The sequence below is a fragment of the Bradyrhizobium sp. BR2003 genome (assembly GCF_009720285.1).
GTDB lineage: Bacteria > Pseudomonadota > Alphaproteobacteria > Rhizobiales > Xanthobacteraceae > Bradyrhizobium > Bradyrhizobium elkanii.
In genome coordinates this window covers 15520-40051 of sequence record NZ_SMYJ01000007.1, presented here as the reverse complement: position 1 = coordinate 40051, position 24532 = coordinate 15520, and the positions used below count along the sequence as shown (strand labels likewise).

At 61.7% G+C, this 24532-nt stretch carries 25 protein-coding genes; 11 read left to right on the top strand and 14 right to left on the bottom strand.

Annotation, left to right across the window (positions count from 1 at the left end; all coding sequences use genetic code 11):
• The first annotated feature begins 4 nt into the window (after nt 1-4).
• The 3 genes from E2I15_RS01910 to E2I15_RS01900 all read left to right on the top strand — a co-directional run bounded on the left by E2I15_RS01910 (nt 5) and on the right by E2I15_RS01900 (nt 2600).
• The gene (locus E2I15_RS01910; protein WP_018272359.1) at nt 5-949 is read left to right on the top strand and encodes an alpha-E domain-containing protein; all 945 of its coding nucleotides are present in this window, start codon (nt 5-7) and stop codon (nt 947-949) included.
• A 195-nt stretch (nt 950-1144) separates the two neighbouring features.
• Nucleotides 1145-1993 (top strand): transglutaminase family protein, encoded by an 849-nt coding sequence (locus E2I15_RS01905; RefSeq protein WP_137479985.1) that lies wholly within the window; start codon nt 1145-1147, stop codon nt 1991-1993.
• A 181-nt stretch (nt 1994-2174) separates the two neighbouring features.
• Entirely contained in the window at nt 2175-2600 is a 426-nt protein-coding gene (locus tag E2I15_RS01900; RefSeq protein WP_137479986.1) for a carboxymuconolactone decarboxylase family protein, read from the top strand.
• Nucleotides 2601-2630: 30 nt separating this feature from the next.
• Here E2I15_RS01900 and E2I15_RS01895 read toward each other — a convergent pair whose 3' ends face one another.
• The 3 genes from E2I15_RS01895 to pdhA are packed head-to-tail and all read right to left on the bottom strand — an operon-like array spanning nt 2631 to nt 5768.
• Nucleotides 2631-3728 (bottom strand): dihydrolipoamide acetyltransferase family protein, encoded by a 1098-nt coding sequence (locus tag E2I15_RS01895; protein WP_137479987.1) that lies wholly within the window; start codon nt 3726-3728, stop codon nt 2631-2633.
• 20 nt (nt 3729-3748) lie between these two features.
• Nucleotides 3749-4729 carry an alpha-ketoacid dehydrogenase subunit beta gene (locus E2I15_RS01890; RefSeq protein WP_137479988.1) on the bottom strand — a complete coding sequence of 327 codons (981 nt, stop codon included), beginning with the start codon at nt 4727-4729 and terminating at the stop codon, nt 3749-3751.
• Nucleotides 4722-5768 carry a pyruvate dehydrogenase (acetyl-transferring) E1 component subunit alpha gene (gene pdhA / locus E2I15_RS01885; RefSeq protein ID WP_137480020.1) on the bottom strand — a complete coding sequence of 349 codons (1047 nt, stop codon included), beginning with the start codon at nt 5766-5768 and terminating at the stop codon, nt 4722-4724. Before pdhA ends, E2I15_RS01890 begins: the two co-directional genes overlap by 8 nt.
• 190 nt (nt 5769-5958) lie before the next feature.
• Between pdhA and E2I15_RS01880 the strand changes: the two genes are divergently transcribed.
• Nucleotides 5959-6177, top strand: coding sequence for a hypothetical protein (locus E2I15_RS01880; RefSeq protein WP_137479989.1), 219 nt, complete (start codon nt 5959-5961; stop codon nt 6175-6177).
• Nucleotides 6178-6444: 267 nt separating this feature from the next.
• On the top strand, nt 6445-6738 hold the full coding sequence (locus E2I15_RS01875; protein WP_026192964.1) for a GYD domain-containing protein: 294 nt from the start codon (nt 6445-6447) through the stop codon (nt 6736-6738).
• A 138-nt stretch (nt 6739-6876) separates the two neighbouring features.
• Here E2I15_RS01875 and E2I15_RS01870 read toward each other — a convergent pair whose 3' ends face one another.
• Nucleotides 6877-8472 (bottom strand): ABC transporter substrate-binding protein, encoded by a 1596-nt coding sequence (locus E2I15_RS01870; RefSeq protein WP_137479990.1) that lies wholly within the window; start codon nt 8470-8472, stop codon nt 6877-6879.
• A 292-nt stretch (nt 8473-8764) separates the two neighbouring features.
• Here E2I15_RS01870 and E2I15_RS01865 point away from each other — a divergent pair, with 292 nt between their 5' ends.
• Both E2I15_RS01865 and E2I15_RS01860 read left to right on the top strand, forming a co-directional pair.
• Entirely contained in the window at nt 8765-9526 is a 762-nt protein-coding gene (locus tag E2I15_RS01865; RefSeq protein WP_016846384.1) for a proteasome-type protease, read from the top strand.
• Between the two features lie 12 nt (nt 9527-9538).
• Nucleotides 9539-10300 (top strand): SDR family oxidoreductase, encoded by a 762-nt coding sequence (locus E2I15_RS01860; RefSeq protein WP_137479991.1) that lies wholly within the window; start codon nt 9539-9541, stop codon nt 10298-10300.
• Between the two features lie 323 nt (nt 10301-10623).
• Here the strand turns inward: E2I15_RS01860 and E2I15_RS01855 are convergent, their stop codons facing one another.
• On the bottom strand, nt 10624-11847 hold the full coding sequence (locus E2I15_RS01855) for an MFS transporter (protein ID WP_137479992.1): 1224 nt from the start codon (nt 11845-11847) through the stop codon (nt 10624-10626).
• A gap of 116 nt (nt 11848-11963) precedes the next feature.
• On the opposite strand from E2I15_RS01855, the gene E2I15_RS01850 reads away from it, so the two are divergent.
• Nucleotides 11964-13223, top strand: a complete 1260-nt coding sequence (locus E2I15_RS01850; protein WP_137479993.1) for a NupC/NupG family nucleoside CNT transporter — start codon at nt 11964-11966, stop codon at nt 13221-13223.
• Here the strand turns inward: E2I15_RS01850 and E2I15_RS01845 are convergent.
• Complete coding sequence (locus tag E2I15_RS01845; protein WP_246668179.1) at nt 13220-14404, bottom strand: alpha/beta fold hydrolase; 1185 nt, start codon at nt 14402-14404, stop codon at nt 13220-13222. The two genes, E2I15_RS01850 and E2I15_RS01845, sit on opposite strands and share 4 nt — an antisense overlap.
• Before the next feature lie 202 nt (nt 14405-14606).
• On the opposite strand from E2I15_RS01845, the gene E2I15_RS01840 reads away from it, so the two are divergent.
• A complete protein-coding gene (locus tag E2I15_RS01840; RefSeq protein ID WP_137479994.1) occupies nt 14607-15218 on the top strand; it encodes a TetR/AcrR family transcriptional regulator in 612 nt (203 codons plus the stop codon).
• A 186-nt stretch (nt 15219-15404) separates the two neighbouring features.
• On the opposite strand, the gene E2I15_RS01835 is transcribed toward E2I15_RS01840, so the two are convergent.
• Both E2I15_RS01835 and E2I15_RS01830 read right to left on the bottom strand, forming a co-directional pair.
• The gene (locus tag E2I15_RS01835) at nt 15405-15971 is read right to left on the bottom strand and encodes a cupin domain-containing protein (protein ID WP_137479995.1); all 567 of its coding nucleotides are present in this window, start codon (nt 15969-15971) and stop codon (nt 15405-15407) included.
• Between the two features lie 100 nt (nt 15972-16071).
• Nucleotides 16072-16362 (bottom strand): usg protein, encoded by a 291-nt coding sequence (locus tag E2I15_RS01830; RefSeq protein WP_026192965.1) that lies wholly within the window; start codon nt 16360-16362, stop codon nt 16072-16074.
• 379 nt (nt 16363-16741) lie between these two features.
• Between E2I15_RS01830 and groES the strand changes: the two genes are divergently transcribed.
• Both groES and groEL read left to right on the top strand, forming a co-directional pair.
• Complete coding sequence (gene groES / locus E2I15_RS01825) at nt 16742-17056, top strand: co-chaperone GroES (protein ID WP_137484070.1); 315 nt, start codon at nt 16742-16744, stop codon at nt 17054-17056.
• Nucleotides 17057-17144: 88 nt separating this feature from the next.
• Nucleotides 17145-18551 (top strand): chaperonin GroEL, encoded by a 1407-nt coding sequence (groEL, locus tag E2I15_RS01820; protein WP_155262176.1) that lies wholly within the window; start codon nt 17145-17147, stop codon nt 18549-18551.
• 729 nt (nt 18552-19280) lie between these two features.
• Here the strand turns inward: groEL and E2I15_RS01815 are convergent.
• The 6 genes from E2I15_RS01815 to E2I15_RS01790 form a co-directional block, all read right to left on the bottom strand.
• Nucleotides 19281-19493 (bottom strand): hypothetical protein, encoded by a 213-nt coding sequence (locus E2I15_RS01815; RefSeq protein WP_097675044.1) that lies wholly within the window; start codon nt 19491-19493, stop codon nt 19281-19283.
• 354 nt (nt 19494-19847) lie between these two features.
• On the bottom strand, nt 19848-20558 hold the full coding sequence (locus E2I15_RS01810) for a hypothetical protein (protein ID WP_246668481.1): 711 nt from the start codon (nt 20556-20558) through the stop codon (nt 19848-19850).
• Nucleotides 20555-21721, bottom strand: a complete 1167-nt coding sequence (gene alr, locus E2I15_RS01805) for an alanine racemase (RefSeq protein ID WP_137484094.1) — start codon at nt 21719-21721, stop codon at nt 20555-20557. The genes E2I15_RS01810 and alr overlap by 4 nt, the downstream gene beginning before the upstream one ends.
• Before the next feature lie 28 nt (nt 21722-21749).
• On the bottom strand, nt 21750-22817 hold the full coding sequence (locus E2I15_RS01800; protein ID WP_137484095.1) for an NAD(P)/FAD-dependent oxidoreductase: 1068 nt from the start codon (nt 22815-22817) through the stop codon (nt 21750-21752).
• Nucleotides 22814-23155, bottom strand: coding sequence for a cupin domain-containing protein (locus tag E2I15_RS01795; RefSeq protein WP_137484097.1), 342 nt, complete (start codon nt 23153-23155; stop codon nt 22814-22816). The genes E2I15_RS01800 and E2I15_RS01795 overlap by 4 nt, the downstream gene beginning before the upstream one ends.
• A 49-nt stretch (nt 23156-23204) precedes the next feature.
• Entirely contained in the window at nt 23205-24515 is a 1311-nt protein-coding gene (locus tag E2I15_RS01790) for a lysine N(6)-hydroxylase/L-ornithine N(5)-oxygenase family protein (protein ID WP_137484099.1), read from the bottom strand.
• Nucleotides 24516-24532 lie beyond the last annotated feature (17 nt).

Genomic DNA, 24532 nt, shown 5'->3' with positions numbered 1-24532 from the left:
AAGCATGCTGTCGCGCACCGCCGAAAACCTGTTCTGGCTGGCCCGTTACGTCGAACGCGCCGAATATCTGGCGCGCACCATCGATGCGACGTTGCGCGTCACCGCGCTGCCCGCGGCCTATGTCGGCAAGACCAACGAGTGGGATTCCGCACTGCTCACCGCCGGCGTCGGCGCGAGCTTCTACGATCACTATGAGGAAGCCAACGAGCGGAACGTCATCGAATATCTCTCCTTCTCGTCGGAAAATCCGTCCTCGATCAAGAACTGCATCGAGGCGGCGCGGCTCAATTCACGCTCGGTGCGCACCGCGCTGACGTCGGAGATGTGGGACACCATCAATTCGGCCTGGATCGAGCTGCAGGCGGTCTGGAACAAGGGTCCCGCCAACCGCGAGGAGCTGGCCAAATTCCTGCGCTTCGTGCAGGAGACCTCGCTGCGCTTCGACGGCTCGGCCTACCGCACCATGCTGCGCAACGACGCCTACTGGTTCTCGCGGCTCGGAGTCCATCTCGAGCGCGCCGACAACACCGCGCGGATTCTCGACGTGAAGTATCACATGCTCCTGCCCGAGGAGGAGCATGTCGGCGGCCCGCTGGATTACTATCAGTGGACCTCGATCCTGCGCTCGGTGTCGGCAACGACTGCCTATCACTGGGTCTACCGGGAAACCCTGAAGCCCTGGCTGATCGCCGATCTCCTGATCCTCAACGACACGCTGCCGCGCTCGCTCGCCAGCTGCTACAGCAACCTCGTGCGCAACCTCGACCAGATCGGGGTCGCCTATGGCCGCCAGGGCGCCTCGCAACGCCATGCCCGCGGCATCAGGAACCGGCTCGAGCACAGCAACATGGACGATATCTTCCAGCACGGCGTGCACGAATTCATCCAGGAATTCATCGCGGACAACTCACGGCTGGGTGAGATCATCACCAAACAGTACCTGATCTGACCGGTTTTAAGGCAAAATCTCGTCTTGGCCGGGCAAAAGCGCGAAGCGCGTCTTTGGTAACATAGGTGACCCGGCCATCCACGTCTTGCTTTCGCGGGCAATTGGGAAGAAAGACGTGGATGCCCGGAACATCTGGCGAAGACGCGCTTCGCGCTTTTGTCCGGGCATGACCATCCCAACTGCTGTTGATCGAACATGCGCCTGCGGATAGCCCATACCACCACCTATCGCTACGAGCCGGCGGCCTCGGGCGTGATCCAGATTCTGCGGATGACGCCCGGCAGCCATGACGGCCAGTATGTCGCGGATTGGCAGATCGACGTCTCGACCGATTCCCGGCTCGACACCCATGAAGATGCTTTCGGCAACGTCACCCATGTGCTGACGCATGGTTCGATCAGTGACCTCACGATTCATTGCGAAGGCCTGATCGAGACCCAAGACACCGGCGGTGTCCTGAAGGGCACCGACGAGCGGTTTCCGCCGAGCCTGTTCCTGCGCGCCACGCCACTGACCGACCTCAACCCGGCGATGACGGCCGCCGTGCGCGAGCTGCGCACCGAGGCCGGCGGCGACGTGCTCGGCTTCCTGCACGCGCTGATGGTGCAGATCTACGAGCACATGACCTTCGACGAGGACCCGACCAACAGCACCACCTCGGCTGCCGAGGCGTTCGCGCTGAAGCGCGGCGTCTGCCAGGACTACGCGCACATCCTGATCGCCTGTGCGCGCGCCGGCGGCGTTCCGGCGCGGTTCGTCTCCGGCCACTTCCTGCGCTCCGACGGCATGGTCAACCAGCAGGCCGGCCACGCCTGGGCCGAGGCCTTCGTGCCCGATCTCGGCTGGGTCGGCTTCGACGCCGCCAACGGCATCTGCACCACCGACGCCCATGCCCGCGTCGCGCTCGGCCTCGACTATCTCGGCGCCGCCCCGGTCCGCGGCACCCGCTATGGCGGCGGCAACGAGACGCTGACGGTCGCGGTCAAGGTCGACCAGGCCGGCCGCCCCGGACAGTGGCAGAGCCAGACGCAGTCGCAGGGCTGATCCCTCTCCGCGTCCGTCATTGCGAGCCAACGGGTCGCGCGAACGCGCGCCCCATGACAGGCTCCGCGAAGCAATCCATCTGACCGCTTACGGAAGCATGGATTGCTTCGTCGCTTCGCTCCTCGCAATGACGGCAGGGGTGCTATGATCGCTGCTGCAAACCACACCAGCGAGACAAGCCATGGCCACCGTAAAGCTGCTTTCCGACGACGAACTCCCGGCGGAGGCACGTGCCGTCTTCGACGACATCCGCAAGACCCGGAACTCGGACTTCATCAACAATTTCTGGCGCGCGCTCGCGCATGATCCGAAGACCCTGCGGCGGACCTGGGAGAGCATCAAGGAGGTGATGGCACCGGGCGCGCTCGATCCGAAGGTCAAGGAGATGCTCTACGTCGCCGTCTCGGTTGCCCATGGCTGCAGCTATTGCATTCACTCGCACACCGCGAGCGCCCGCGCCAAGGGCATGACCGACGCCGAATATCACGAAATGCTGGCGATCGTCGGCATGGCCGCCGAGACCAACCGGCTGGTCACGGCGCTCGGCGTGCCCGTCGACGAGGCCTTCCTCGTCAATGCACCTGCGGGACAAAGCCAGGAGCCGTGACCACCCTGCCTGTCTCGCGAATGAGTGATGTCACGAAATGCGCTCAATGTCGGATTTGAGGACAACCAGGAAACGGGCAGCTTCGCCGCCCGTCACCACCCGATGATCGAAGGTCAGCGATAGCGGCAGCGTGCGTCGGACCGCAACCTGCCCCCGAAGCGCGACCACGCGCTCCGAAATCCGCCCGGCGCCGACGATCGCCGTCTGCGGCGGCACGATGATGAGATTGGCAAACCGGCCTCCGATCATGCCGAAGTTCGACAACGTGATCGTCGCACCGCGCAGGTCCTCCGGGGGTATCGCGCGCGCGATTGCGTCGGCGCGCAGACGGTCGAGTCCGGCCCGCAGGTCCGATACGCTCCGCTCCGCGACATTGCGCAGCACGGGAACGATCAGGCCGCCGCCGGTGTCGACGGCGATGCCAAGATCGATGCGCTCGATCAGGCGCCGTTCTTCCGTACCGGAATGATACCAGGCATTGAGCGCGGGCTCTGCCTTGCAGGCAGCGGCGATCGCCCGCGCCAGGCGGATTGTCACGTCCTCGCCCTGCCGCCAATCGTCGATGTCCGCTTCATCGGTGACCGTCGCGGGGACGATTTCCGCATGCGCGGCCGTCATGCGCTGGGCCATCGCGCGGCGCAAGCCGCGCAGCGGCTCGGCGGGTCCGCCGTGAGACATCCGCTTGGCCGCCCTCTCGACATCGGCTCGCGTGATGGTGCCGCCGGGCCCGGTCGCCTCGACGAGATCGAGCGCGACGTCAAGCTTGCGCGCAAGGGCGCGCACTGCCGGAAACACTTGGGCTGCCTGCCCGCTCGGCTCCGAAGCAGTTGCTGGCGCCGGCCGTTGCTCGCCGGTGCCGAGCTCGCCCACAATCGTGCCGGTGTCCTGCCCGGCGTCCTCGGCAAACTCGACGAGCGGCGCGCCGACCTTCACGATATCGCCCTTGGCACCGAACAGGCGCGCGATGCGCCCACTCGACGGCGCCGGTATCTCGACCACCGCCTTGTCGGTCTCTACCGAAACGAGCGGCTGATCGGTCACGACGTGATCGCCCTCGTTGACGTACCAGGTGACGATCTCAGCTTCTTCAAGACCTTCACCAAGGTCCGGCAACGTAAACTGGTGCATGGCACAAGGTCCGTCGGTATTCAGTTGTACTGGTGCGCCTTTCGCGCTGCGGTCACGATGCGTCCGACCGACGGCATGTAGCGTTGCTCGAGGCGGGCCATCGGAATGATCGTGTCGTAACCGGTGACGCGGGTCACGGGTGCGAGCAGCGAGGATAGTCCGCGCTCGGCGATCATGGCTGCGATCTCCGCGCCAAATCCGCCGGTGTGCGCGGCCTCGTGCACGATGACGCAGCGCCCGGTCTTTGCGACCGACCTGAGCACGGTGTTTTCATCGTAGGGCTTGAGCGTGGCGAGGTCGATAACCTCGGCAGCGATGCTCTCGTCGGCGAGCGCGTCCGCTGCGACCATCGTTTCCTTCAGCATCGCCCCCCAGCTGATCAGCGTCACGTCGCGACCTTCCCTCTCGACAAAGGCGCGATCCATCGGCAGGGCTTCGCCGTTGTCCTCGACTTCGCCTTTCACGGCGCGGTACAACCGCGTCGGCTCCAGGAACACCACCGGATCGGGATCGCGGATCGCGGCGAGGAGAAGTCCATAGGCGCGCTCCGGCGACGAAGGCATCACGACACGCAAGCCCGGAATGTGAGCCAGCATCGCCTCAGTGCTCTCGGAATGATGCTCGGGTGCGCGAATGCCGGCACCATGCGGCGTGCGCAGAACCATCGGACAAGCGAGCCGTCCCTGGGTACGGTTGCGCATCCGTGATGCGTGGTTCACCAGCTGATCGAGACAGGGATAGATAAATCCCATGAACTGGATTTCGCCGACCGGCTTCAGTCCCTGCGCGGCCATGCCGACGCAAAGCCCGCTGATCAGGAGTTCGGCAAGCGGCGTATCGAGGACGCGCTCCGGACCGAAGCGCTCCTGCAAGCCGACGGTCGCGCGGAAGACGCCGCCATTGACGCCGACATCCTCGCCGAGCACGACCACATCGGGATCATCCGCCATCGCGCGGCCGAGCGCCAGATTGATGGCTTCGACCAACGTGAGTTCAGGCATCGTCTTCTCCCGCGAGTTCGCGACGCTGCGCGGCATACGCCTCGGGCAGATCGGCATAGAGGTTGTCGAACATGGTTTCTGCTCGGCGCGGCGGCGTCTTCAGATAGCGCTCCACCGCCGCCTCGATGCGCTCATGGCACTCGGCGGCAAGCCGCTCCTCGTCCGCCTTGGTCCACATCTTCTGACCCACAAGATAGGACCTGAGGCGCGCGATCGGCTCTTCCTTCCAATGCGCCTGGACCTCCTCGGCCGAACGATAGCGCAATGCATCATCTGACGTCGTGTGATCGCCGAGCCGATAGGTGACCGCTTCGATGAAGTGAGGGCCCTTGCCGTCGCGGGCAGCGGCAATGGCCTCCTCGGCCGCGGCGCGCATCGCCACCACGTCACTCCCGTCCACCTGCTCGCCGCCGAACCCGGCGCCGATGGCCTTCTGCGCCAGCGTCTCGGAACCCGTCTGCAGACGCAACGGCACCGATATGGCCCATTGATTGTTGGTGGCGACGAACACGAGCGGCAATTTGTGAACGCCGGCGAAATTCATGGCCTCGTAGACATCGCCTTTCGAGGTGGCGCCGTCGCCGAACATGCAGACGGCCACGCGCGGCTCCTTGCGCAACTTCAGGGCGTAGGCAACGCCGGCGGCATGCGGCGCCTGTGATCCGACGGGAACACAGAACGGGAAATCGTGCACCGGACCGCAGAATTGATTGCCGCGTTCATCGCCGCCCCAGAACAGCAGGATCTCCTCCAGCGCGACGCCACGCCAGAGCAACGCGCCGTTGTCGCGATAGGAAGGCAACAGAACGTCGTCCTCCCGCATCGCACTCGCGATGCCGACCGACACCGCCTCCTGGCCGAGCGAAATGGCATAGGTTCCCAGCCGACCCGTGCGCTGCAATGCAACAGCCTTTCGGTCGAACAGACGCAAGAGCACCATCGACCGGTAAAGTTCGACCAGCAGCTTGGCATTGGCGGCGAAGGCAGGAAGCGGCCGCTCTATCGAGCCGTCGGGCGCGAGGTAATTGCGGCGGCGCACCTCAAAGCGCGCAATGACGGGGAGCTCTTCGCTTGCTCTCTTGCTGGCCACGCCCTCGCTCCTGGAGCGGTTCTGCGTCCCACGTTGTGCTATTTGGTGCTCGAGCTGCGACGATGCAATACTGGGGCAACTTCGCTCTTGACGCCTGCGTCGGCATGGAAGCAGCGCCGCAATAGCGGTATAAGAGAACATGGCAAATGGTCAGGTTGTCCTCGTAACAACTGCGCCGTTGGACGGCGGCCCGCCTGTTCGCTCGGTCTTCTTCGTGGCTGAAGGAGACGCGGCAAGGGCCACGGCGATCATTGCGGACATGATGGCCCCGAATGAAACGGTCGAAGCACTGGGGCCGCTTCCCGAAGCGGCTGTGAAAGCGCTCGGACTGAAACCCGGCGACTACACCCACACCTGACTTTCACCAGATGGCGCTTCCGATCACAACACGGGGAGCCTCTTTCTCCGACAAACGACATGGCGTAATCTGCATCGAGCTGCCCTTTGCGACGGGACGGGCCGACGTCGCCGTTTGAAGGAACGGGCAGCGGTCAGGCCGTCGGCAGGCATCGCACTCTGAAAGCAGCGCCTGCCTTATGTGGCGCTCCCTCAACTACAACATGAAGCAGGTTGGCCTGCCGCGCGCGCGGCAGACAAGGGCAGTGCTTAACCCTTGGAGGACGACATGGCGACATTCATATTGAGGATCGACTGGACCGACCAAGGAATTCGTAATGTCAAGGAAGCTCCCAAGCGCAGCCGAGCGGCGAAAGAACTCGCCAAGACGCTAGGTGTCGAAATCAAGGAGGTCTATCTCACCTCCGGCGAGCATGACATCCTTCTCCTCGCCGAAGCGCCGCTCGGCGACAACATCACAAAACTCGCGCTTGCCCTCAGCTCTCTGGGAAACATACGGACTTGCACCTCACGGGCCTGGCCCGAGGCGGAATGGACCAAGCTGATATCCGAGCTCCCGTAGCTACGTCGGATATCCCGATGGATCTCTAGGCGGCCTGACTGACGGGCGCCGTCGCAAACTTGCCCCCGGCGATCGGCGCGTGAGTTACGAAGCGCACGAGGGCGACGGCGCACGTCGTCGCCCTCGGGCCACCACGCGTTACTTGTCCAGCCAGACATCCTCGAAACGCAGATTGTTGTATTGGCTGTTGTCGTGCGGATGGAAATTCTTCACGTAGGGCTGCCAGCAATTGCCGGCCGATGAGTGCAGGATGACCGGCCGCGCGGCGTCGTCGACCAGCAGGCGCTCGATGCCGAACACGATCTTGCGGCGCTTGTCCTTGTCGACCTCGCGCGACTGCGCCGCCAGCAGCTTGTCGACTTCGGCGTTGCAGTACTGGGTGTAGTTGCGCTCGGAGTTGCAGGAATAGTTCTCGACCAGATTGCCGTCGGGATCGTCGACGCTGACGCCGGTGACATTGAGGCCGATGGTATAATCCTTGCGCTGCAACCGCGAGTACCAGCGCGGCGTATCCAGAATGTCGAGCTCGGCGACGATGTAGATCTTCTTGAGCTGGTCGGCGAGAATCACCGCCGGGTCGCGATAGGTCGGCAGATTGCGGGTCTGGATCTTGATCGACAGCGGCTTGGCATCGCTGTAGCCGAGCTTCTGCATGACCGCCTGAGCTTCGGCGAGGTTCTTCTCGGTATCGGGCCCGTAGTCCATCAGTGTCGACAGGATCTCCGGCGGCATGCCCCACTCGCCTTCGGGCTTGGCCTGCATCGCGCCGCCGAGCCGGCCGGTGCCCTCGAACAGGATGCTGTTGAAGGCCTTGCGATCCAGCGCCAGCGACATCGCCTTGCGGATCTCCGGATTGTCGAACGGCGGATTGACGCGATTGACCAGAAGATTGATCTGCAGATTGGTCGAGGTCATCTCGCAGATCGCGTTCGGCGCCCGCGCCTTGACGTCCTTCATCAGGGGAATGCTGACGTCGGACGGAAAGGTGATGTCATAGTCGCCGGTCGCGAACGCCAGCATGCGCGTGGCGCGGCTGTCGATCGAGCGCACCGTGATCTCGTCGAGATTCGGCCGGTCCTTCTTGAAGTAATCGGGGTTACGGATCAGACGAATGGAGTCACCGCGCCGGAACTCGACGAACTTGAACGGCCCGGTGCCGACCGGCTTGGTGCGCATCACCTGCTGCGGCACGTGGCAGGGATAGACCACCGAGAAGGCGCTGGCGAGCAGCGCCAAGAGGCCGGGCTGCGGCTCGGTCAGCTCGAAGGTCGCCTCATCCTCGCCATTGACGCTGACATCCCTGAGCTTCGAGTACCAGACCTTGCGCGGGTTGCGCTTGAAGTCCTGGGTCTCGCTCTTGCCGATCAGCATCCGCCAGGTGCATTGCACATCCTTGGCCGTGAACGGCTGGCCGTCATGCCACTTCACGCCGTGCCGCAGCTTGAAGGTAAGCTTCGTGTTGGTCTGGTCCCACGACCAGCTCTCGGCGAGATCGGGGATCACGGTGTCGATCGATTCGTGCACCTTGGCCGGATCGAAGACCACGAGGTTGTTGAAGACCGCCGCGAACGGCATCACCGAGGCGATGGTGGATTCCTCGAGCAGCGAGGTCGAGGGCGGATTGTCATTGTGATAGAGCCGCAGCGTGCCGCCCTTCTTCTGCGCCGATGCAGGACTCGCGGCCATCGCCGCGAGTCCCAATGCCACGATGCGCACGGCCAGTTTGAACGACATTCCCGCCTCCCGAAATTTCTTGTTGTCGTCGGTTGCAGGCAGTCGAGCACAACACCCCGCCCCTCGCAACGACGCGAGGCCAAGATCATTGCCGGCTGCGCGCAACGCAGAGCGAGACCGGAATGCGCCCCGCAACCTGGACGGCTGGGACAGGTGCCGGCCATCGCTCGGTCGTCCCGCCCCTCTTTGACGGGCCACGGCGTCTGCCGTCAGGGGGAATTGGGGTTGGATGCATCCGCGAAATTGGCTACTAGTTTCCGGCCGAGAAACTCGGACCGTCTGAGGACTTGAAATGACCTATTGCTGCGGAATTCTGGTGCGCGACGGGCTCGTCATGATCGCCGATACCCGCACCAATGCCGGCCTCGACAACGTCTCGACCTTCCGCAAGCTGCACATCTTCGAAAAGCCCGGCGAGCGCATCATGGCGATCGCCAGCGCCGGGAATCTCGCGATCAGCCAGTCGGTGCTGTCGACCCTGACCGAGGGCATGGAAAATCCGGACACCGGCGAGCTCGAAACGCTGATGAACGCGCCGACCATGTTCCAGGCGGCGCAGCGGATCGGCCGCGCCATCCGCTCGGTGCACGCCACCGAGGGCGATGCGCTGCGCGCCGAGGATATCTCGTTCGACGTCTCGTTCCTGTTCGGCGGCCAGATCAAGGGCTCGCGGATGCGCCTGTTCATGGTCTACACCGCCGGCAACTTCATCGAATGCACCACCGACACGCCATACCTGCAGATCGGCGAGCACAAATACGGCAAGCCGGTGCTCGACCGCGCCATGCATTACGACGTCGAGCTCTACGAGGCGCTGAAGACCGGGCTGATCTCGATGGATTCGACGATGCGCTCCAACCTCGGCGTCGGCCTGCCGATCGACGTCTTGGTGGTGCGCACCGACGCCTGCGAGGCCGATCTCAACCACCGCATCGAGGCCGGCGAGCCCTATTTCCACGACCTGCGCTCGCGCTGGTCGGCAGCGCTGCGCGCAGCGCACCAGAACATTCCACGCCCACCCTACAAGAACGAAACCGAAGCAAAAACCAAGTAAGAGGAAACTCGGATGACTGAGGCAACCAGCAAGATCGCACTCGTGACCGGCGCCGGCACCGGCGTCGGACGCGCCGCGTCGCTCGCTTTGATGGACAAGGGCTACACCGTGGTGCTCGCCGGGCGCCGCATGGAGATGCTGGAAGAGACCGCCAAGCTCGGCCCCGCCGGCAAGAGCCTGTGCGTGTCGGCCGACATGGCCAACCCGGCCGCGATCGCCGCGCTCTTCGACAAGGTGAAGGCGACCTATGGCCGGCTCGACGTGCTGTTCAACAACGCCGGCATGGGCGCTCCGCCGGTGAACTTCGAGGACCTGCCGCTCGAGCAGTGGCAGGCCGTGGTCAACACCAACCTGACCGCGCCGTTCCTGTGCACCCAGCACGCCTTCCGCATCATGAAGGACCAGAAGCCGCGCGGCGGCCGCATCATCAACAACGGCTCGATCTCGGCGCACGCGCCGCGGCCGTTCTCTGCCGCCTACACCTCGACCAAGCACGCCATCACCGGCCTCACCAAAGCCTCCAACCTCGACGGCCGCATGTATGACATCGCGGTCGGCCAGGTTGATATCGGCAACGCCGCGACCCCGATGACCGACCGCATGGTCAACGGCCCCGGCGTGCTGCAGCCGGACGGCACCACCAAGCACGAGCCGCGCATGGACGCCAAGGCAGTCGGCGATGCCGTCGCCTACATGGCGGGCCTGCCGCTCGACGCCAACGTGCTGTTCATGACTGTGATGGCGACCAAGATGCCGTTCGTGGGCCGGGGCTGATCTGCCCCTTCCCCCGCTTGCGGCAGGGCTATCACGACGGCCGGCCGGGCTTGTCCCGGCCGACCGTCGCCGGGGCGCGCTGCCAAAATATCGAAAACAACCCCATGCAAAGTAGCCAGTAGGCTGCCGGCGCTCGACGCGGCAACTTGACACGCCGGGCAAATCAGGGGTACTTTTCCATTATTCCGAAATCTCTCCCTCGCCTTGGCGAAGTGAATCCAGAGCCACAATCAACTGTCATTGCGAGCGAAGCGAAGCAATCCATCGATCCCCGCGGGGAAAGATGGATTGCTTCCTCGCAATGACGGGTGGCGAGAGCAGCCCTACTCCAGCTTCTCCACGTCCCGCAGCGCCGGGAACAGCTTCATCCAGAGCAGCGCGACCGCGACCGTGGCGACGCCGCCGAGCACGGCCGACGGCACGGTGCCGAGCAGCGCCGCGGTGACGCCGCTCTCGAACTGGCCGAGCTGGTTCGACGCGTTGATGAACAGGAAGTTCACCGCGCCGACGCGGCCGCGCATCTCGTCGGGGGTGGCGAGCTGCACCAGCGAGAAGCGGATCACGACGCTGATCGTGTCCGCGGCGCCGAGCACCGCGAGCGCGAAGGCCGACAGCCACATCCAGTGCGACAGCGCGAACACCACCGTCGCAACGCCAAACACGATCACCGCCTGGAACATCCGCATGCCGACGCGGCGGTTGATGGTGTGCCGCGCCAGCACCATCGTCATCAAGAGCGCACCGACCGCGGGCGCGGCGCGCAGGATGCCGAGACCGAGCGGGCCGGCTTGCAGGATATCGCGCGCATAGATCGGCAGCAGCGCGGTGACGCCGCCGAACAGCACCGCGAACAAGTCGAGCGAGATGGTGCCGAGGATCGCCGGATTGCGGCGAACGAAGGTGACGCCGGCAAACAGATCGTCCGACGACCCGCCGTTCTTCACCGGCGCCTGCTGCAACCGGCCGATGCCGCCGGTGAGCAGCGCGCCGAACAGCCAGAACACCATCATGATGCCGTAGGGCGCACTCGGCATCAGGGCATAGGCGAAGCCGCCGAGCGCGGGTCCGGTGATGGTCGCGAGCTGCGCCGCGCCGCTCGAGATCGCGGTCGCCCGCTGCAGCGAGCCTTGCGGCGCGATCAGCGGCAACAGCGCGGCGGTCGCCGGACTCTCGAACGCGCCGGCGATCCCGAGCACGAAAGTCGCGACGAAGATCTGGATCTCCGAGATGGTGCCGGCAAAGGTGCTTGCGGCGAGAAACAATGCGGTCAGCGCCTCCGCGATCTGGCAGGCCTGCACGACGCGCTTGCGCTCGAAGCGGTCGGCGGCGTGGCCGGCGACGAACACCAAGAGCGCCGTCGGCAGAAACTGCACCAGTCCGACCATGCCGAGGTCGAACGCGCTGCCGGTCAGATCATAGATCTGCCAGCCGATCGCCACCGCGCCGATCTGGCTGGAGAAGCGCGACAGGCTGCGCGACGACAAGAAGAACAGGAAAGGTCTGTGGCCGAGCAGATCGCGGGCGCCGGCCGGCGTGGCGGAGGACATGGATGATTGCGTGGCCGAGCGCCTGCAACTTGTCAATGGCGACCAGCTGAACGCGCAACAGCATTGCGCTGCGCGAGGCCCCTGCCCATAATCGCGTGAGTGTTCTTGGGGGCGTGATGCTGCAGTTGCAATCGGCGTTCGGGGTGGTGGCGTTGCTCTTGATCGCCTGGGCGCTGAGCGAGAATCGCTTGAAGGTGTCGCTGCGTCAGGCGGCGATCGGGCTTGCCGTCACGATCGTCACGGCGCTGGTGCTGATCAAGGTGCCGCTGGTGACGCAGGCTTTCGGCGCGATCAATGACGCGGTCGGCACGATCGCGGCCGCGACGCGCGCCGGCACCGCCTTCGTGTTCGGCTATGTCGGCGGCGGCCCGGCGCCATTCGATCCCAAGGCACCGGGCTCGGATTTCATCCTCGCCTTCCAGGCGCTGCCGATCGTGCTGGTCATGAGCGTGCTGACGACGCTGTTGTTCTATTGGCGCGTGCTGCCGCCCGTTGTGCGCGGCATGGCCTGGCTGCTCGAACGCACGCTCGGCGTCGGCGGCGCAGTCGGGCTCTCGACCGCGGCCAACATCTTCCTCGGCATGGTCGAAGCGCCGCTCTTCATCCGCCCCTATCTGGCGCAGCTCACCCGCAGCGAATTGTTTCTGGTGATGACCGGCGGCATGGCCGGGATTGCCGGCACCGTGCTGGTGCTGTACGCCACGCTGCTCGCGCCGCTGATCCCGGATGCGGCCGCGCATTTCGTCATCGCCTCGGTGCTCGGCGCGCCGGCCGCAATTTTGGTGAGCCTGATCATGGTGCCGGAAACCTCGGACAAGCGCACCGGCGGATCGCTCGACAATCCCGATATCCAGGTGTCGTCGACGATGGACGCCATCGTGAAGGGCACGGCCGCGGGGCTCGAGCTCTTGATGAACATCATCGCGATGCTGCTGGTGCTGGTTGCGCTGGTGTATCTGGCGAACGCGATCATCGGCCTGCTGCCGGAGATCGGCGGCGCGAAGATTTCGTTGCAGCGCCTGCTCGGCTACGTCATGGCGCCGGTGTGCTGGCTGATGGGCCTGCCCTGGCCGCAGGCGATCACGGCGGGGAGCCTGATGGGCTCCAAGACCGTGCTGAACGAGCTGATCGCCTATGTCGACCTGTCGAAGCTCGGCCCCGACGCGCTCGATCCGCGCTCGCGGCTGATCATGCTCTACGCGATGTGCGGCTTTGCCAACTTCGCCAGCCTCGGCATCATGATCGGCGGCCTCGGCATCATGGCGCCCGAGCGGCGCGACGAGATCAACGCGCTCGGGCTGAAGTCGATCGTCTCGGGCACGCTGACGACCTGCCTGATGGGCGCGATCGTGGGGGCGATGACGTCCCCGACCTAACGGCCGGCGTGATCCACTCCACCCACCTCCTTGATGAAGGCGAACAGCAGCGCGCCGAGCCGAACCGGCTGCTCCTGTTGGATCCAGTGACCGGCGCCGTCGATCAGTTCGATGTCACCCATCCTCGTCGCCGCCTTGGTCCTCATCAGATCGAGCGCGCCCGGCGCCGCATAGGTGCCCCAATCGCTTGTCCCGCCGATGAAGAGCGACGGGACATCAATCGTCTTGCCCGAGAACAGGCGCAACTCAGCGTTCAGGTCAGGATCGGAAAAGACGCGATAGGCCTGCAAGGCACCTTGAAATCCGGTGCGGCCATACTCCTCCGTGTACACGGCAAGCTCCGGCTCGGTGAGCCATTTGCAGGCCGAGACCTCGGCGGCGGAAGGTTGGAATGGAGCGACGGTCTGCGGCATCGTCTGGCCGAGATCCATCACGTAATAGGTCGGCATTCGTGCGAGTTCTGTGGCGGTTGGCGCCTGCAACGGATGCGGCTTGTTTCCCGGCCAGTCAGCGCTCTTGACGTGGAAGAATGCACGTAGAAACGCGTGCAGACCTTGAGGGGGGTGCCACAAGTCATCGTTGGCCTGCCGTGTGGTCAGGTATTGCTGATAATGCTGTCTCGGCGGATCGAGCGCCGCCAGCGCGGCGGCTAACTTTTGATTTCCAGTGTTCGGTTGAACCGACGATGGCTCGCTGTCCGCAATGTTGAACGGAAACGCAGGCGGACCGGGAAACGGTGCGCTCATCAGCACCACCGAGGGAAAGACGTCGGGTCGGGCGAGCGCACAATAGGCCGCCACAGGCGAGCCGAAGTCGTGCCCGACGAGCATTGCCGTACGCCGATATCCCAACGCCAAAACCAATCCGAGGGCGTCACGCGTCATGTTCAAGAGGCTGAAGGGCCCGAGCGGGGCGTCATAGCCGTGCATCCAACCGGTGGTGCGGCCAAAACCCCGCTGGTCGGGCGCTACGACGTGATAGCCGGCATCAGCCAGAATTGGGATCAAGTGTCGCCAGCCATAAGCCAGATCCGGAAAGCCGTGCAGAAGCAGCGCGAGCGGCCGGCCGGGGCTTTCGTAGCCGGCCTCGAGAATATAAACATCGAGGCCGTTGACCCCATGGATCATGCGCGAGCGGACCCCCTCGGGAAGCGTGCCCCCGCGATATGTTGATGCGGTCAAATCAGCTCCTCCCATGGGGGTTGCGCGGACCGGTCGAATGAAGCCGCAACGAGGCTGGCTGCGCCCATCGCCAGGACGACTCGTCGGGATGGTTCCGAGCTTGGGATTAGGTCGAGCGGCATCACCGGACCCATTCTATGGTGATCGCCATAGTATGGCGATCACCATAGCGACGTCAAGCGAAACGTATTAGGTTGGCGGCATGCCACGTAAGACTGATGCCCGCGCTCGAGCGATTGCCACGGCCGAACGACTGTTTCGCATCCAGGGCTACACTGCGACGGGACTGACCCAGATCATTGAAGAAAGCGGTGCTCCCAAAGGATCGTTCTACTTTCACTTTCCACGCGGCAAGGCACAGCTCGCAGAAGAAGCGATCGATCATTACGTCGCGAGCAGGATTGCTGTGTTGCGAAATATCTCGGCGAATACGACGGGTGATGCCCTGAATTTTATCCAGCAGATTTTCGGCACATTCGCCGCCGAAATGGTCGCCTCAGATTTCCAGTATGGATGTCTCATGCAGAATCTGGCGAATGAGCTGCCCGCGCTCGACGCTGAACTGACCAGACGGGTGGCGCGCGGATTTGTGGATTCGACCGAGATTATTGCCGAACATTTCAGGGGATGCGGTTTCGCTCCCGCCCGCGCATCCTCGACCGCCGCCGCCTTGGTCGCCGCCCTCGAAGGCGCGCGAACCATCGCCCGCCTGGAACGCACGCCGGCCATATTCGAGGCGCTGGCGGAAGTCAGTGTCCAGAGGCTGTGTGTCCCCACGTCATTCCCCGGTGAGCAATTGCGCACCGGGGAATGACGGCAAGAACGGAGCGCAACGCGGGGCCATCCAAGTTGCGTGCGCGTCCCGGATTTCGCTTCACTCCGTCCGCACCACGAAACGCGTCGTACCCGGGCCTGACCCGGCATCCATCAAAACTGAAAGGTCCTTGCGAAATAGGATCAATGGCCGGGTCAAGCCCGGCCATGACGACTGCGCTGGAGCCTACGCCTTCAGCTCCACCGTCTTGAACTCGGCCGGCAGGATCACCTCCAGCAGTTCGACGTCGTCGGAGTAGTCCAGGATCATGTGCCGGATGCGCGGAGGCTGGGTCCAGGCGCTGCCTTGCTGCATCAGCGTCTCGCCCTCGCCTTCCATGTAGGTCTTCACCCAGCCCTTGAGCACATAGACCATCTGGAAGTCGACGTCGTGGAAGTGCAGCTTCGACACTTCATCGGGATTGCACGGTCCCTGCAGCCGGATGACGTGGGCCTGCGCGAGACCATGCGAGGCCGCGGCGATGCCGAGGTCGCGGTACTTGGCATAGGCGCGCAGCCCGTCGGCCTTGAAGTCCTCTTCGCGGTGATGGCTGATCGCAACGCGCTGCTTCGGCCGCGCCTTGGTTGCAGCCTTCGGCGCGCTCTTCTTGGCCGCCGAGACGCGTGCCTTCGATTTGATGGTCTTGCGCGCGGACGATTTCCCAGACGTCTTCTTGGCGCCCGCGCCGAGCCCCGACCATTTCTTCCTCACCGCGGTCTTGGCTGCCGATCTTGATGCCGTCTTCTTGGCCATTGTTTCGCCTCCCGTCTTTTTGTGACGGACGAAGGCTAACACAAGTCGCGCGCCGCGAGGCGAGCAAAGGCGCAGCGCGCGCTTTTGCCCCCTTGCCCGCTCAATGCAGCCGGAACACGCCGTCGACGGCACGCAGCTCAGCCGGCTTGACCAGCTTGGAATGCGCCACCGTCACCGAAAACAGCGGGCCTTCGAGCTTCGCCTGCCAGAACGCGAGGAAATCCTGCAGCGCCGGAAATTTCGGAAACAGGTCGTAGTTCTGCCAGACATAGGTCTGCAGCAACGAGGGGTGATCCGGCATCCGATAGAGGATTTGCGCCGTCGTCAGCCCGTACCCCAGCAACTGCTTCCGGAAATCGTCGGAAACAACCCCACCAACTCGCGAGACCATGCCAACCTCCTGTGACGGAGCGCATTCACGTGATGGCCGACCTCCCCGCCGGACCACCGGCAATGGATGCGCTCACATGAGAGAAATGTGACGCACGCGACTAACCCATCTCAAGCCTAAATGTTTAATAGGTTGTTGAAATTTCTTGCGTTGGCAGCAGCTTACCGCATCTGCTAATAGCCCCGGCGCCCCCTTTGGCGGCATTAAGGATGCCGAAACGATCGTGGCAGGCGACACTCGCGAGTGCCAATTTTTCTGCTAGAGGCACTTGCCCGCCGCCAAGGCTTGGCCTATCTCCAGCAAAGCCAGTCTGGCACTCGCTAGGCTGGACTGCTAACACTCCAAAATCCAAAGCATCTTCAAATATTAGGAGGCCTGCATGAATTTCCGTCCGCTTCACGACCGCGTCGTGGTCAAGCGAATCGACGCTGAAGAGAAGACAGCTGGCGGCATCATCATTCCCGACACAGCCAAGGAAAAGCCATCGCAGGGCGAAGTCGTCGCGGTTGGCCCAGGCGGCCGTGACGAGACCGGTAAGCTGATTCCGATCGATATCCAGGTCGGCGATCGGGTGCTGTTCGGAAAGTGGTCAGGCACCGAGGTCAAGGTCGACGGTCAGGAGCTGTTGATCATGAAGGAGAGCGACATTATGGGCGTTCTCACCGATGTGTTTTCGACGAAGAAGGCCGCCTAGTCCAGCGCTCCACATCCATTCAGCCCTTGACGAACGCCTTGCCCCGGGCGCGTCGAAGGATGAGAGACTAAACTGAGGAATTTCGATTATGTCAGCCAAGGAAGTCAAGTTCGGCGTAGAAGCGCGAGACCGCATGTTGCGCGGTGTCGACATTCTCGCCAACGCCGTGCAGGTCACCCTCGGTCCAAAGGGCCGCAACGTGGTGCTCGAGAAGTCGTTCGGCGCCCCCCGCATCACCAAGGACGGCGTCGCCGTCGCCAAGGAGGTGGAGCTCGAGGAGAAGTTCGAGAACATGGGTGCCCAGATGGTGCGCGAGGTGGCGTCGAAGGCGGCGGATGCTGCCGGCGACGGCACCACCACCGCGACCGTGCTTGCGGCTGCCATTGTGCGCGAAGGCGCCAAGTCGGTCGCCGCCGGCATGAACCCGATGGATCTGAAGCGCGGTATCGACCTCGCGGTCGAAGCTGTCGTTGCGGACCTCCAGAAGAACTCGAAGAAGGTCACCTCGAACGAGGAGATCGCCCAGGTCGGCACCATTTCGGCCAACGGCGATGCCGAGATCGGCAAGTTCCTCGCCGACGCCATGAAGAAGGTCGGCAACGAGGGCGTGATCACGGTCGAGGAAGCCAAGTCGCTCGAGACCGAGCTCGACGTCGTCGAGGGCATGCAGTTCGACCGCGGCTACATCTCGCCCTACTTCGTCACCAACGCCGACAAGATGCGCGTCGAGATGGACGACGCCTACATCCTGATCAACGAGAAGAAGCTCTCCTCGCTGAACGAGCTGCTGCCGCTGCTCGAGGCCGTGGTGCAGACCGGCAAGCCGCTGGTCATCGTCGCCGAAACGATCGTCAACGGAAGTGGCAAGAAGGCCGACATCGACGCCCGGATTGCCCAGATCAAGGCGCAGATCGAGGAGACCACCTCGGACTACGACCGTGAGAAGCTGCAGGAGCGTCTCGCCAAGCTCGCGGGCGGCGTCGCGGTGATCCGCGTCGGCGGCGCGACCGAGGTCGAGGTGAAGGAGCGCAAGGATCGCGTTGATGACGCGATGCACGCGACCCGCGCGGCCGTCGAGGAAGGCATTCTCCCGGGCGGCGGCGTCGCCCTGCTCCGTGCCTCCGAGCATCTCAAGGGCCTGCGCACCACAAACGACGACCAGAAGACCGGCGTCGAAATCGTGCGCAAGGCGCTGTCTTGGCCGGCTCGGCAGATCGCGATCAACGCCGGTGAAGATGGCTCGGTCGTGGTCGGTAAAGTCCTGGAGAAGGATCAGTACTCTTACGGCTACGACGCGCAGACCGGCGAGTACAGCAACCTTGTCTCCAAGGGCATCATTGACCCGACCAAGGTCGTGCGCATCGCAGTCCAGAACGCCTCCTCGGTGGCGGCGCTGCTGATCACGACAGAAGCGATGGTTGCCGAGTTGCCGAAGAAGATCGCGCCCGGTCCCGCGATGCCTCCGGGCGGCGGCATGGGCGGCATGGACTTCTGATCCCTCTCTTAAAGATTCGACAGGCAGAACCCTGGCAGCAATGCCGGGGTTTTCTTCGGCCAAGCTTGCACCAGGGAGCCATTGCCAGCCCGAAGTGGATTAGCGGTTGGCCCCCGAGAACGCCAACGCCGAAGCCATCAAGCCGTTTAATTAGCGGTGATCCGGCTCAGACCTAAGTTGGTAAGTCCGACTTTTCTCCCGACCCCTTGGTCTTCGAACGGATCGGCTTCCGACATGACGGTGGGTAAACCTGCGAGATATACTGTAGAATTGCGCTGATCGAGCGCGAGTTGAATTCACCGATTCAACGAAGCATATCAATGACGTCCCATGAGCGATAATTATTGGATCCCTCATTCCGCGCATGATGCAGAAGCGATCGCACCTGCCTACCGCTCGACGGCGCCGATGACGAGCAGCTTCGCGGGCTATCAGAATTTTTTCCGATCTCGCAGACCAAAACGCCGAGGGTCAGGGGCCAACGGAGCCGCTGAGGAACGGTGCAGCTTAGGATTAAGATACCTAGGAAGCCTGGGTTCCTCGCTGAGATTCACACGTGTTATTTTTCCGAAGCTCTATTCGTCCCTAATGATCCCGCGTGTGGTAGGCGATCGCTTGCCGGCCCCAGAAAACGGTTTGGTGCTCTCGGTTGCGCCGATCGGTCCGGAAATGAAACGCGAGGAATTCACGACCGTCCGCTATTTTTTTCGATCGCTCATTGCTTGTAGATCAAGCTAGCTTGTCAGCTACGGTTTTCATCGAACGACTTAGCGGCAATTTTCGCCGATGGTAGCCGTAGATCCGAACATCTTCGCGGATCTGCTCGCTAACCGAACGCACCACACGTTTCTTCCGCCAGTTTCTGTTGAGATCGATCGGAATGGAATTGCCTCGAGGAACGACGAGAAGGTCGTTCCGTTCGTTCAAGTAGACGTCGTACATGAAAGTCCTCGCTCAGGGTCAGCATAGGCCAAAGCTCCGGCCTATTGGTGACTTGGGCGACACAGTCTGAAGAAAGCCGAAGAGGGCGCCTTGCTCTCGGAATGTCGCGGCTAGGAGGGACGATTTCTGCTTCATCTAGAAAGCAGGGACAAAGCCGAAAGAAACTCCGGATTGGATCATCTTCCCGATCGCGCGTGTCGCAGGTTTGGGCTTGGCTGGTTGCAACCTCATCGTTGCCTGATGGTGCCGGGCTATGCGATTAGTTCCGGTTTTCCGTGCTTGCTTTCTAGTGATCCGGCTGGCGTCGACCCCGTGTCTATTTTTGGGCTTAGTTGGCATTACTGACCGCTCATTTCAGGATGACTCGTTTTTGAAATGAAGGAAGTTACAGACATCATAACATTCCATGTCATTCAAGCGGAAGCCATACGACGATATGTGGTTCACCAGAAAGACCGGATTGAAAGCGAACGCCTGGAAACCGTTGGAGCAATCTAATCGAACATAGTCATCCGTGCGCGCCACCCCCTGAACGGTGATGCCACAAAGTTCATAGTATTCGTGGCGAGCCACCGTTGCCGTCTCGCTCGTCGAAAAGAGCGACAAAGCTAGGTCAAACGGCGATTTACAGACCAGCGACAGGAATTCCATCGGCGCATCCATCGTGCCAATAAAATTAAATGGCAGTATGCAGAGCACCTTTCTATCATATCGGCGCATTATCTCATCGATTAGCCGCGTTCTTTTGAAAAATTTTCTGGCCTCGCAGCGGATAACCGCTCCTCTCCTGCTCTTTAAGCGGCGAATACGAGGTGGATTTATTTCGATGCCAAGATAATCATTGTCATCGTTCTTGATGCCGATAAGGCGGTAGCCACTACAACCTACTTCTATAATCAACTTGTAGTGGGCCGTGCACAGGAGATCGAGGTAAAATAGTCTCTCACGATGATGAAATTGACGCACCTCGGCAGTGAAGTAACCGGGACGCATGAGACGTCCGCCTTCATCGCCTAGGTAAATCGCTCGATTGACTTGCTGGGATCGGAGCGCGGAGGAGTTCACCGGTGCCTCATATCATCTCTTGCGGATGAGACGTAAAGCCTGCGGCATCGTCGTCCCATCGCCGTGGTCAGTTCGTCGCTCAACATTTTCGCGGCTGACGCCATATCTGCGACAGTCTGCTCGGGGCAGATGAGGTCCACCACTGTCCCGGCCGGCGTCCAGCTCTCGGGCAGGTCAGTTACGTCGATGGTGATAAGGTCCATCGAAACGAAGCCGACGATAAGCGCACGACGACCATGTATGAAGACATGCCCTCGATTACCCAGATTACGTGGAAAGCCATCTGCATAACCAATCGCGGCGGTCGCAACCCGCATCCGCTTCTTTACTGTGTAGGACCTGAAGTATCCAATCGCTTCCCCATGCTCGACTTTACGGCATTGAATAATTTGCGTTCGCAGATGAACAACTTGCATTGGCTTGAAATCGGGATCATCGGACGCCGCGAAGCCGAAAATTCCCCCCCCCGATCTCACGAGATCAAAATGAAACTCACGTCCGGCAAACAATCCGGCCGAATTCGATAGAGAAAGAACCGCATTCGGGAACAAGTGGGAAAGTCTGCGAAACCGATTTAGCTGCTGGAGACAGATCTCGTTTCGCCACTCTGCACAGGCGAGCTGACTCATCAACAGCACGACAGGAAATTCAGATAGTCCGCTTCTATTTTCGGCGATTGTGTGCAACTCATCAGTGGAAAACCCCAATCGAGACAGGCCGGTGTCGACATGAACTCCTGCTGGCAGCGCGCGATTGCGAAGTCGGCAATGCCGAAGCCAGGCCTCCAATTGTTCCCTGCTGTTGAGAATCGGCAACAAATTGTGCTGCTCGGCCGCCGACTCCATACCCGGCCTAACGCCGTAGAGCATATAGATCCTTGCCGATAATGGCAGCACATCGCGCAAGGCAATGCCCTCCTCCACATCGGCGACGAAAAAATGCGCGCAGCCGAGGGACGCCAGGAAGGGCGCTATACGTGTCGCGCCAAGACCGTAGGCATCGGCTTTGACGACGGCGCCGCAAGCGCTGCGAGGCGCAAGCGCCTGGCACTTTCGATAGTTGGATTCAATGGCGCTGAGATCAATAATCATGGTCGATCTCGACGTCTCACGAACGGCATCTGTAAGTTCGAAATAGGGATTGGCTTCGAGACCGATCGGCATATGTCTTTTCATCACGGTACGCCGAAGACTATCGATGGTGAGAATACAGCGATCCAATTGCCTCTTCCGCGCACGCCGGCCCAAAACGAAACCCGTTACCTGAACCACCGCCAATGACATACAGACCGGCGACATCTTGAGCTGGGCGAGAAAACGGGACACCATCGTCAGAATAGCAGTCACAAAACGCACGCGCTGATGCTACCGCGGGGATGTCAGGAGAAAACCATTTCGTCAGGATTGCGGTGGCGCGCGCGAGATCATCCGAACTAACGTGCAGCCCACCTGGGTCAGGCCTCACATCCCATTCTTGCGAGGTGAAACTGAACAGCCAATACCCCTCCTCGATCATAGGAATCAGGAACGCATAGTCATCAAACAAGCCTATCATTGGACAGTTCGTAGTGGGGCGCGCCGCCAAGTGAAGCGCGACGACCTTTTTAACTCGCAACCGCGGCTCCTTGGCGAGGTGCGCGCGCAACGGCGAGTCTGGCAGCCATGGACCAATTGCAAGAACGCCCCGTCTTGCCAGGAGTTCGCTATGATCAGAGCTCTCAAGAAGAAGATGGCTCGGTCTTTGCCGTATCCGCGCAATCGATGTGCGCTCCCGTATCGACGTCCCGACAGCCCCGAGCCTTTGGGCCAAGTCCTGAACAATTGAATTGACTGGACAATAAGACCCCCGATCCAGCGCCACGACAATATCGCTGGGAATCAAAAACTGCGGCAGCGAGGAAAGTCTCTCCCTGAGTGCAAAAGAAGTCGATGGGACGGTGCTAACCACACAGCTCGTTCGCGTGAGTTCTTCCGGATCGCGCGTCAACCACAATACGTCGCAGTCTCGACCGCCGGGCCGCCCATGGGGATAGATCTCTCGCCAAATCTTTGTACCACGATTGAGGAGGCTTCTTTCCTTTTCATTGCGACCGATGTTGATTTGGATTCCGGGGGCAAACCCACTGGCACCTGCCCCAACGGTCTCTCGATCGAAGATGACGATTCTATCCCCTGGCCGGCTGCTCGCAGCAATAAAGGCGGCACTCAGGCCCATGACGCCGGCGCCAATGACCGCTAGGTCGTAAATGCTGTCGGTCATCGAGCTCCCTCCCAGGCGATAGACAAAGCACTCAGGACTTCGCTGCCGCGATTTTCCAAATAATGGGTTCGATGCGGCTGCAGAAACACCAGATCGCCTGCCTTGATAGCCAATTCTCCATCGTCGGTGATCACACGACCTTGCCCGCTCGTGATGCGCCAGATCTCGCAGGAAGAATGGGAATGAGGCGTCGACACAGCGAACGGATCCAGCTGGAATTCGATGAGCTCGACGGGACAAGGGGTCCCGGAATCACCGATTTCTTCAACTTGCTGCAAGACGACACCGGGGCTATAGACAGTCATGTCGCCCAGGGCCATCAACCGTGCATTCTTCATGGCATACTCCGAAAGACTATCCCGTGGTCGTGGCAGACTTGTTCGCCGGTCAGCAGGAGCCGTCGAAGCCAACGCTACTCCACTCGATGACGCCAGTTCCCGGCCCGCAATCGTAGGCTACACGGCCGATGATCGAATTGAGGATTAGCGAAGCGCGCCAAGGGACCAGGCTTAGATTTGTATCAGCGATGCCATGCTGAAGGCGTGCGCCATTCTGGACGTACAAGCGGCACTTCCCGGGACCGTCAAAGCGAGCCGAGAACTCTTTGTCGACCACGATCTCTTGCGAGCCACCCGGGGCATTCAAGACCTTGAACCGGCCTGCGATCGGCTCCAGAAACGATGGGATTTCGGTGCGGTAGCCTGTGGCTAAGACGACAATGTCTGCGACATGTTGTGAACAAGTGCCTGTCTTCCGCTGACGCAAATCCAAGCGAAAGGGAGACATGCCGCGCAAGTCCTCCGCCGTGGTGTCCACGTATATCTTTACGTGCGCCGGGTAGGACCGTCTATGAACCTCGCGGTCGTACAGCGCATTGTAGATTGCGCGCAGCGTCGAGCAGTTCACGCCATCGCTCGCTAACGATTGTCGCTCAAGAATCTGCTTCCGGGCGGCTTCACTCTGGTCAAAAAACCAATCACCCTGCTGCGGAAAAAACCATTCATTGACGAAAGGACTGTCTTCGAGCGCGAATATGCTTGGGCGGCGCGTCACCCAGGTCAGGGTTCCCAATGGACCGCATGCACCACTGAGAAGATGAAGGAATATTTCAGCCCCACTTTGGCCGCCACCTACGACCACGACACGCTTGCCGGAAAGCTCACGTCGCCGCAGGAGAAAGGTACTCCCATGAAACACCTCGTTTGGCGGCGCATTCCTGCCCCACTCAGGAACAGACGGTACCCTGCCTACGCCAAGCACAATCGTACCGGTTTGGTAATTGCGGCAATTCGTTATGATATTAAAGGCCTCGCCGCGCAGTTCAACTGCGCTCACGTGCTCGCCGAATTGAATGTTCGCCAGCTTCGCCGCTGCCCAGCGCAAATAGTCCTCAAATTCACCACGCGTAACAGACGCCAGTCCCCGAACAATGGCCTGATAAAGTCGCTTCTTATCATGCAAGTAGGCGAGGAAACTGTATGCACTCGTCGGATCAGCCGGTGTGACCAAGTCCTTTAGCGGGCTGGTTTGCATGACGGCACCTGCCAAAAGCAGACCGGGATGCCACTTTACCTTCTCTGAGCTCTCAAGGACGTTCAACGAAATGTCCAGGATCGGAGCCGCGAGCGCTGCCAAACTCAGATTAGCTGGCCCCGCACCGATCGCGATGACGTTATAGCTGTCGGCGTGCTTCAGCATCTCATGATCCTACAAGA